The following is a 10,007-nucleotide window of genomic DNA, read 5'->3' as shown; positions in this document are numbered from 1 at the left end:
GCGTACTTTACGGATCACGAGCCGGTGATGCAAGCCCTTTGCGACAATAACGTGACGAAAAGATCGCAAGGCGATGAAAACTCATCCACAACCCCTTGCGACACATGCCGACTGTGGACAAGACACGTTCCGAGACCATCGACGAAAACGCCCGCTCGTGGCGGGCGCCTCGATCAATGCCAGGAAGGCAGAGCCCCGTCAGGACGGCTCGCGCGGCGAGCGCAGTTTACGCAGCACGGCCAGCACGGGACCCGATGCCACATAAGTGCCGAACAGCAGCAGCAGCATCAGGGAAGGCTCGATGGAAATGACCACGAACCCCAGCACGATGGCCAGCAGCATGACGAAAGGCACGGGGCCCTTGAGGTCGATATCCTTGAAGCTGTAGTAGCGAATATTGCTGACCATCAGTACACCGGCAGCCCCGACGAGGAACAGCATCCAGAGCTTGAAGCCGAAGGCCTCGGCATCGAAACTGTGGAAAGTCCAGACACTTGCGGCCACCACGGCGGCGGCCGAGGGGCTGGGCAGGCCGATGAACCATTTCTTGTCGACGCTGCCGATCTGCACATTGAAGCGTGCCAGGCGCAATGCCGCGCAGGCCACGTAGAGGAATGCCACTACCCAGCCGGTCTTGCCGACGTCCTGCAGGATCCAGATGAAAGCGACGAGTCCGGGGGCGACACCGAAGGACAGCATGTCGGAGAGGCTGTCGTACTCGGCGCCGAAATCGCTCTGGGTGTTGGTCAGTCGTGCGACGCGGCCATCCAGGCCATCGAGGGCCATGGCAATGAAGATGGCGATCGATGCCGCCGTGAAGTCGCCATTGATGGCAGCCACCACGGCGAAGAAGCCGGAAAACAGCGCCGATGTCGTGAACAGGTTAGGCAGCAGGTAGATGCCCCTGCGCTTCACCTTCTTGCCATCCTCCAGCGCTTCCTCGACCACTTCCGATTCGCGCACGAAGGTCGTGGCCAGATCCTCGTCATCCGATTCGCGTCTGTCATGCTCGCCGTTGCTGGGGTCTTGGCTCATCTGTGTCTTCCGTTGCGGCTGAAGGTCCTTGTCATTCTACACACAGCAAGCAGGATCGCTCACGACTCTATACACAACGGGGGCACGGATAACCGTGCCCCCGATCCTTTCTCACCCGAACGGGTCGATCAGTTCTTGGACTTGTCGACCAGTTGGTTGGCGGCGATCCAGGGCATCATGCCCCGCAGCTTCTCGCCGACCTGCTCGATCGGATGTTCCGCGTTAAGGCGGCGACGCGCGGTCATGGAGGGGTAGTTGCTGTTGCCCTCGTTGATGAACATCTTGGCATACTCGCCGGTCTGGATGCGCTTCAGGGCATTGCGCATGGCCTGACGAGACTGCTCGTTGATGACCTCGCCGCCGGTAACGTACTCACCATACTCCGCGTTATTGGAAATGGAGTAGTTCATGTTGGCGATGCCGCCCTCGTACATCAGGTCGACGATCAGCTTGAGTTCATGCAGGCACTCGAAGTACGCCATTTCCGGTGCATAACCGGCTTCGGTCAGGGTCTCGAAACCAGCCTTGACCAGTTCCACGGCGCCGCCGCAGAGCACCGTCTGCTCACCGAAAAGGTCGGTCTCTGTCTCGTCCTTGAAGGTAGTCTCGATGATGCCACTGCGACCGCCGCCAATGGCCGCGGCATAGGACAGGGCCAGCTCCTTGGCGCTACCGGAAGCATCCTGCTGGATCGCGATCAGGTCCGGAATCCCGCCGCCTCGGGTAAACTCGGAACGCACGGTGTGTCCCGGCGCCTTGGGCGCGATCATGATCACATCCAGGTCGGCGCGCGGCTCGACCTGGTTATAGTGAATGTTGAAACCGTGAGCGAAGGCCAGTGTCGCGCCCTGCTTCAGGTTGGGCGCGATCTGCTGCTCATAGATGGCCTTCTGATTCTCGTCGGGCGCCAGCACCATCATCACGTCGGCAGCCTGGGCGGCCTCTTCCACGGTGGCGACCTTGAGGCCTGCCGCTTCGGCCTTGGCCGCGGAGGAAGAGCCCTGGCGCAGCGCGACGGTCACGTCGACACCGGACTCCTTGAGGTTGTTGGCGTGGGCATGGCCCTGTGAGCCGTAGCCCACGATGGCCACCTGCTTGCCCTGGATGAGCGAAAGATCGCAGTCCTTGTCGTAGTAAACGCGCATGGGGTGCTCCTGAAAGCGAGGTTGAACATGAGTGTCAGCGTCGATGGCCACCCGCGCCGTCTTGTCGCGGCGCTGGGAGATGCCAGCAGGCCCTTGGCCCTGTCGATGGCTCGACTCTACGCCAGGGGTAACGTTGCGTAAAACGCTATATTTGCAATATCACATCCCGATATGTGAAATAATGGTCACATGGACATGCGCCCCCTGAAACACTTCCTGACGCTCGCCGACACTCTGCATTTCGGTCGCGCCAGTGAAGCGTGCCACGTCAGCCCCTCGACCCTCTCCCGCTCCATCCAGCAGCTGGAGGCGAGCCTGGGCGTCAGGCTGTTCGAGCGCGACAATCGCCATGTATCCCTGACTCGCCAGGGACACAGCTTCCACGCCTACGCACGGGACACCCTGGAACAGTGGGAGCAACTGCGTCAGTCACTGATGAGCGAAGCCCATACCCTGACCGGCGAGATCAGCATCTACTGCTCAGTCACCGCCAGCTACAGCTTTCTCTATGATCTGCTCAGCGAGTTTCGCACCCGTTATCCGGGCATCGAGCTGAAACTGCATACCGGCGATCCCGCCCAGGCCATGCCACGAGTACTGGCCGGTAACGAGGACATGGCCATCACCTCGCGCCCCCGGCAGTTGCCCGAAGGGCTCGCCTTCAAGTCGCTGACTCGCTCGCCGCTGGTATTCATTGCGCCACGCGATGCACATGAGTGGGTACCGGCCGATCCGCGCACGCCCAGCGCAGAGCAGTGGCGCAACGTGCCGATGGTACTCTCCGAATCGGGGCTATCGCGTGAAGTCAGCAATACCTGGTTCAAGGCGCTGGGTATCTCGCCCCGGATCTATGCTCAGGTTGCCGGACATGAGGCCATCGTCAGCATGGTCGGCCTGGGGTTCGGCGTCGGTGTCGTACCCCGCATCGTGCTGGAAGCCAGCCCGCTGTCGGAACGCGTGCGGATCCTGCCGGTCAAGCCGGAGCTCCCGCATTACGATGTCGGCCTCTGTGTGCTCAACCGACGCCTGCGAAGCCCGCTCATCCATGCCCTCTGGGACGAAGTCGAGGAGCGCAGTTGAACGTCACCTCCCGGCTTGTTCTCATCGGGAAAGGACGTCAGACTTATAAAATTAGCAAGCTAACAAATGCTTTCGGCATGGAGACTTCCCCATGAAGGTCGTTACCCTGGCCAGTCCAGGCGGGCTGGATCGCCTACGCACGCAAGAGCATGATGCCCCCGGTGCTCCGGGACCTGGCGAGATCAGCGTCAGAATTCGCGCCAGCTCCCTCAACTTTCATGACTACGGCGTCGTCAGCGGTGCCATGCCCACCGCAGACGGACGCATCCCGATGTCGGATGGCGCGGGTGTGGTCGAGGCTGTCGGCACAGACGTCGATGCCTTCAACGTGGGCGACTCGGTGGTGTCCACGTTCTTTCCCAGTTGGCTGACGGGGCCCGCCGAGGTTGGCGATTTCAAGACAGTCCCGGGTGATGGCGTCGACGGCTATGCTCGAGAAACGGTGGTCCGCCCCCAGACTTGGTTCACGCATGCGCCACGCGGCTACAGCCATGCCCAGGCGGCGACACTGACCACTGCCGGACTGACCGCCTGGCGCGCCCTGGTGGTGGAAGGCGGCATCAAGGCCGGCGATAGCGTGCTGGTGTTGGGCACCGGCGGCGTCTCGATCTTCGCCCTGCAGTTCGCCAAAGCCATGGGGGCTACCGTCATCGCGACGTCCTCATCGGACGACAAGCTGGCAAGACTCGAATCGCTCGGCGCCGACGACACCATCAACTACCGCACTCACCCCGAGTGGGGCGCCAAGGTGAAGGAGCTCACGGCAGGCCGCGGCGTGGATCACATCGTCGAAGTCGGTGGCCCCGGCACCCTGGCCCAGTCCATCGAGGCGGTACGTATCGGTGGCCATATCTCGCTGATTGGCGTACTGACAGGCCGTGGCGGCGACATCCCCACGGCCAAGCTGATGGCCAAGCAGGCGCGCCTGCAGGGCATCATCGTGGGCAGCCGGGCTCACCAGCAGGAGATGATTCGCGGTATCGAGGCCCTCGGCATCGAACCGATCATCGATCGACACTTCGCGCTCGAGGATATCGCCGAGGCATTTCGTCACCAGGAGTCGCAAAAGCACTTCGGCAAGATCTGCCTGGACATCTGAACGGTATCCCCTGGCGCGACGCAAAAAAGCCGCCCCCGGCGCAGGGGGCGGCTCACTGGATTCCACCGCGTGGACTCACATGGCGAACGGCGATAGGCCGGTCGCCGCGGCGCAGCCGTCGCTCACAGCGACAGCACCTTGTCGCCCCGGGCAATGCCCGAGACCCCGGTCCGCGCCACCTCATGAATGCCCACCGGCGCCATGGCCTGCAGGAAAGCATCCAGCTTCTCGGCATCGCCGGTGATCTGCACCGTGTACAGGCTCGGCGTCACGTCGACGATCTGCGCGCGGAAGATATCCACGGTGCGCTTGACCTCGTCACGCGCCGCGCCCAGCGCCTTCACCTTGACCAGCATCAGCTCGCGCTCGATGTGGCTACCTTCGGTAAGGTCGACCAGCTTGACCACATCGATCAACTTGTTGAGATGCTTGGTGATCTGCTCGATCACCCGGTCATCCCCCACGGTGGTCACGGTCAACCGCGAGAGGGTCTCGTCCTCGGTCGGTGCGACGTTGAGGGTTTCGATATTGAAGTTGCGTTGGGAAAACAGCCCCACCACGCGAGACAAGGCGCCCGGTTCGTTTTCCATCAGAATCGAGATGATATGGCGCATCAGCTCCGCTCCGTCTTCGAAAGCAGCATGTCACGCATGGAGCCCAGGGGCACCTGCATCGGATAGACGTGCTCGTGCGGGTCGACCATGACGTCGAGGAACACCAGCTCGTGCTTGTCGGCAAAGGTCTTCTCCAATGCCGGCTCGAGCTCTTCCATCGTCTCTACCCGCAACGCGGTAAAGCCATACGACTCGATCAGTTTCTGGAAATCGGGCAGCGACTCCATGTAGGAGTGCGCGTGACGCGACTTGTAGTTGAGATCCTGCCACTGACGCACCATGCCGAGCGACGCATTGTTCAGATTGATGATCTTCACGCCGCCGCCGAACTGCTTACAGGTCGACAGCTCCTGCATCATCATCTGGAAACTGCCCTCGCCGGTCACGCAGACCACCTGCTCATCGGGGAAGTTCTGCTTGATGCCCATGGCTGCCGGGAAGCCGAAGCCCATGGTCCCGAGCCCACCGGAGGTAATGAAGCGGTTGGGCTTGTCGAACTTGTAGTACTGGGCCGCGAACATCTGGTGCTGGCCCACATCGGTGGTGACATAGGCTTCGCCCCGGGTCAGACGACAGATCGCCTCGATGACCTCCTGTGGCTTGAGCAACTCCCCAGACTGTGAAGGCTCGTAGAGCTTGCCACGACGTTCCTCGCGCCAGCCCTCGATGGTCTGCCACCATTCGTCGAGTGCCTCGGTATCGGCGATTTCCCGCCCCTGCAGCAGGCTGATCATCTCGTTGATCACGCTCTGCGCGGGGCCGACGATCGGCACGTCCGCACGCACGGTCTTGGACACCGAACTGGGATCGATATCGACATGGATGATCTTGGCCGTGGGACAGAACTTCGAGGTATTGTTGGTGACCCGGTCGTCGAAGCGCGCCCCGATGGCAATGATCAGGTCGGCATGGTGCATGGCCATGTTCGACTCATAGGAGCCGTGCATGCCCAGCCAGCCGAGGCATTGATCATCGCTCTGCGGAAAGGCGCCGATCCCCATCAAGGTGGTGGTGATGGGGTGCCCCAGCCGCTTGACCAGGTCGGTCAGCCCTTCGCAGGCATGTCCGGTGACCACACCGCCCCCGGTATAGAACACCGGGCGGCGAGCCTTGAGCATCAGCTCCACGGCCTTCTTGATCTGGCCAGTATGACCGCGGGCAACCGGGTTGTAGGAGCGCAGCTTGACCTTTTTCGGGTAGACGTATTCGTGACGCTCGGTGGGCGTGGTCATGTCCTTGGGAATGTCCACCACCACCGGACCGGGTCGCCCGGTCGAGGCCAGGTAATAGGCCTTCCTGAGGACTTCCGGAATCTCGGACGGATGCCGGATCGAGAAGCTGTGCTTAACGATCGGGCGTGTCACGCCAATGATGTCGGTCTCCTGGAAGGCATCGTCACCGATCAGGTGGCTCATCACCTGACCGCACAGCACTACCATCGGAATCGAGTCCATGTAGGCGGTAGCGATGCCGGTGACGGCATTGGTGGCACCGGGCCCCGAGGTGACCAGTACCGTACCTGGCTTGCCCGACGCTCGGGCATAACCATCGGCGGCATGGGTGGCGGCCTGTTCGTGGCGCACCAGGATGTGCTTGACCTTGTCCTGACGGAACAGGGCGTCATAGATGTGTAGCGCCGCGCCGCCCGGATAGCCATAAATGTATTCGACGCCCTCATCCTGCAGGAAGCGGGCGATCATGTCCGCGCCGGAAAGCAATTCCACAGATGTTTCTCCCCTGGAGGTCTCGAGTGCAATTCGTGTCTATCGGGACACGAGTTCGAGTGCGGCGGTATGCCGCTGCCGGACACGCCGGCACCTGATGCCAAACCCTGGCTTATTGAGGCCCGGTTAGGGCCAGCACTCTCGTCGGGAATCCTGAGCCACCACCGTGATCGACAGGTCGATCACGACATGAGTCAGCCATTCCCTCTCACGGCGGATCACCGCGTCGGGGCATTGGCCAGGTCGGGCGGTTGGCCCGAACCCGGAAGTCCTTCGGCGGGTAGAGGCCCTTGGCCTACCCTTCGCGCGGGAATGGGGGATCGCCCGCTTGAATCCGCGCCCGTATCAGGAAAGGTCAAGATTCCAATAGCGGTCGCGGAGTGTCAACCTTGAACCCTTCTTTACGCGTAAATCACCGTGCCATGACGCCTCAGCGGCATGAAAAGAACGCCCGACCGACCACAAGGATCGACGGGCGTACAAGGACAGGACGCAACCTGAACGTCAGTATAGGCGACACCGATGAGTCAGTGGCGCCGGGTCGTCAGTGCTGGAAGACCAGCCGATCACCCTCGACCCCGACACGAATCGTCTCGCCGGGCGAGAAGTGACCGGCCAGCAGATCCTGCGCCAGCGGGTTCTCGATGCGGCTCTGGATCGCCCGCTTGAGCGGCCGGGCACCGAAGACCGGGTCGAAGCCGGCCGCGGCCAACTGCGTCATGGCCTCGGACGAGACCTCGAGCGAGAGGTCGTGCTCGGCCAGCCGGCCACGCAGGCGATCGAGCTGGATATCGGCGATGGCCCGGATCTGTTCCTGCTGCAGGGCGTGGAAGACCACCACCTCATCGATGCGGTTGATCAGCTCAGGCCGGAAATGGTTGCCTACCACCTCCATCACCATGGCCTTCATCTGTTCGTAGTCGCTGTCGTCACCGCCCATGCGCTGGATGATGTCCGAGCCCAGGTTGGAGGTCATCACGATCACCGTGTTGCGGAAGTCCACGGTACGCCCCTGACCATCCGTGAGTCGGCCATCCTCGAGCACCTGCAACAGGATGTTGAAGACATCGGCGTGCGCCTTCTCCACCTCATCGAGCAGCAGCACCGAATAGGGTTTGCGGCGCACGGCTTCGGTCAGGTAACCGCCCTCCTCGTAGCCAACATAGCCGGGGGGCGCACCGATCAGCCGCGCCACGGAATGCTTCTCCATGAACTCGGACATGTCGATGCGCACCATGGCCTCTTCGGTATCGAAGAGGAAGCCGGCCAGTGACTTGCACAACTCCGTCTTGCCCACCCCGGTCGGACCGAGGAACAGGAAGGAGCCGTTGGGGCGATGAGGATCAGCGAGCCCGGCTCGCGAACGGCGCACGGCGTTGGAGACGGCCGTGACCGCCTCATCCTGGCCGATCACCCGCTCGTGCAGCGCCTCTTCCATACGCAGCAGCTTGTCGCGCTCGCCCTCCAGCATCTTGGCGACCGGAATGCCCGTCCAGCGCGAGACCACCTCGGCGATCTCCTCCTCGGTGACATTGGAGCGCAGCAGCCGGTGCTCCGAGGTATCGGCCTCTTCCTCGCTGCTCTCGGCGATCTTTCGCTCGAGCTCAGGAATCACGCCGTACTGCAGCTCGGACATCCGCCCGAGGTCGCCCTGGCGCCGCGCCTGCTCGAGGTCGATCCGCGCCCGGTCGAGCTCATCCTTGAATTGAGCCGCCCCCTGGATACTGGCCTTCTCGGCCTTCCAGATCTCATCCAGGTCGGCATATTCGCGTTCGAGCTCACCGATCTGCTCCTCGAGACTCTCGAGACGTTTGCGAGAGGCCTCGTCGGTCTCCTTCTTGAGGTGCTCGCGCTCCATCTTGAGCTGAATCAGGCGACGGTCCAGGCGATCCATCTCCTCCGGCTTGGAGTCGAGCTCCATGCGAATCCGGGATGACGCCTCGTCGATCAAATCGATGGCCTTGTCGGGCAACTGACGATCGGTGATGTACCGCGTCGACAACCTGGCGGCGGCGATGATGGCGCCATCGGTGATATCGACACCATGGTGCACCTCGTAGCGCTCCTTGAGGCCGCGCAAGATCGCGATGGTATCCGCTTCGGTCGGCTCATCCACCTGCACTTTCTGGAAGCGGCGCTCCAGGGCGGCATCCTTTTCGATGTACCGACGATACTCGTCAAGCGTGGTGGCGCCCACGCAATGCAGCTCACCGCGGGCCAGCGCCGGCTTGAGCATGTTGCCGGCATCCATGGCGCCCTCGGCCTTGCCGGCACCGACCATGGTATGCAGCTCATCGATGAACAGGATGACCCGGCCCTCTTCCTGAGCCAGTTCCTTGAGCACCGCCTTCAGGCGCTCTTCGAACTCGCCGCGGAACTTGGCACCGGCCAGCAGCGCGCCCATGTCCAGCGACAGTACACGCTTGTCCTTGAGGCCTTCCGGCACCTCGCCATCGACGATGCGCTGGGCCAGCCCCTCGACGATGGCGGTCTTGCCCACCCCGGGCTCGCCGATCAGTACCGGGTTGTTCTTGGTACGACGCTGCAGCACCTGAATGGTCCGTCGAATCTCATCATCGCGACCGATCACCGGGTCGAGCTTGCCGTTGGTCGCCCGCTCGGTGAGATCCAGGGTGTACTTATCCAGCGCCTCGCGCTGATCTTCGGCATTGGGATCATCAACCCGGGTACCGCCGCGCACACTGTCGATGGCCGTCTCCAGTGCCTTGCGGTTCACTCCGGCCTGGGTCAGCGCCTTGCTCACCGCATGACGCATCTCCAGGGCCGCGAGCAGCACCAGCTCGCTGGCGATATACTGGTCACCGCGCTTCTGGGCCTCGCGATCGGTGAGGTTGAACAGTTTGACCAGATCCCGGGATGGCTGCACCTCGCCATCAAACTCGGTCACTCGTGGCAGGTCGTCCAGATGCCCCGTCAGGGCATCGCGCAACCGGGCAGCATCACCGCCGGCCTTCTGCACCAGCGCCTTGACGCCGGTATCGCTGGCATCCAGCAAGGCCAGCAACAGATGGCCGGGCTCGAGCTGATTATGGCCGCGCCCCACCGCCAGCGACTGGGCATCGGCCACGGCGTTCTGCAACTTGGCGGTAAACTTGTCGAAACGCATTCGCTTTCCTCCATCGGGGTAACGACGCGTTCGGACGCGCCGCCTGACCCTGTCAATGTGTCTTGACAAAGGAAATGGCGTCTGATGGAACGGTTTTCAAGTCAAGCGTAAGCCGTAAGCCGTAAGCCGTAAGCCGTAAGCCGTAAGCCGTAAGCCGTAAGCCGGCCAGAGAATACCCCCGAA

Annotated in this window: 7 protein-coding genes; 2 read left to right on the top strand and 5 right to left on the bottom strand. The window is 62.3% G+C overall.

The genetic code is table 11. From position 1 onward, the window contains the following. Positions 1 to 198 precede the first annotated feature (198 nt). Together pssA and ilvC are read right to left on the bottom strand one after the other, a co-directional pair. On the bottom strand, positions 199 to 1,035 hold the full coding sequence (pssA, locus tag RSO41_RS18385; protein WP_315620713.1) for a CDP-diacylglycerol--serine O-phosphatidyltransferase: 837 nt from the start codon (positions 1,033 to 1,035) through the stop codon (positions 199 to 201). A 128-nt stretch (positions 1,036 to 1,163) separates the two neighbouring features. Continuing rightward, positions 1,164 to 2,180, bottom strand: a complete 1,017-nt coding sequence (gene ilvC / locus RSO41_RS18380; RefSeq protein ID WP_315620712.1) for a ketol-acid reductoisomerase — start codon at positions 2,178 to 2,180, stop codon at positions 1,164 to 1,166. 189 nt (positions 2,181 to 2,369) lie between these two features. On the opposite strand from ilvC, the gene ilvY reads away from it, so the two are divergent. Further along, positions 2,370 to 3,260 (top strand): HTH-type transcriptional activator IlvY, encoded by an 891-nt coding sequence (gene ilvY, locus RSO41_RS18375; RefSeq protein WP_315620711.1) that lies wholly within the window; start codon positions 2,370 to 2,372, stop codon positions 3,258 to 3,260. A 91-nt stretch (positions 3,261 to 3,351) separates the two neighbouring features. Further along, positions 3,352 to 4,359 carry an NAD(P)-dependent alcohol dehydrogenase gene (locus tag RSO41_RS18370; RefSeq protein WP_315620710.1) on the top strand — a complete coding sequence of 336 codons (1,008 nt, stop codon included), beginning with the start codon at positions 3,352 to 3,354 and terminating at the stop codon, positions 4,357 to 4,359. A 122-nt stretch (positions 4,360 to 4,481) separates the two neighbouring features. Here RSO41_RS18370 and ilvN read toward each other — a convergent pair whose 3' ends face one another. The 3 genes from ilvN to clpB form a co-directional block, all read right to left on the bottom strand. Beyond that, on the bottom strand, positions 4,482 to 4,973 hold the full coding sequence (gene ilvN / locus RSO41_RS18365) for an acetolactate synthase small subunit (RefSeq protein WP_013331089.1): 492 nt from the start codon (positions 4,971 to 4,973) through the stop codon (positions 4,482 to 4,484). Beyond that, on the bottom strand, positions 4,973 to 6,697 hold the full coding sequence (locus RSO41_RS18360; RefSeq protein WP_315620709.1) for an acetolactate synthase 3 large subunit: 1,725 nt from the start codon (positions 6,695 to 6,697) through the stop codon (positions 4,973 to 4,975). Before RSO41_RS18360 ends, ilvN begins: the two co-directional genes overlap by 1 nt. Positions 6,698 to 7,241: 544 nt before the next feature. Beyond that, positions 7,242 to 9,824, bottom strand: coding sequence for an ATP-dependent chaperone ClpB (gene clpB / locus RSO41_RS18355; RefSeq protein WP_315620708.1), 2,583 nt, complete (start codon positions 9,822 to 9,824; stop codon positions 7,242 to 7,244). Positions 9,825 to 10,007: the final 183 nt, after the last annotated feature.

Origin of the sequence: Halomonas sp. I1 (assembly GCF_032334135.1) — a bacterium.
GTDB lineage: Bacteria > Pseudomonadota > Gammaproteobacteria > Pseudomonadales > Halomonadaceae > Halomonas.
The sequence above is the reverse complement of the archived record's forward strand: the minus strand, read 5'-3'. Positions and strand labels throughout refer to the sequence as shown.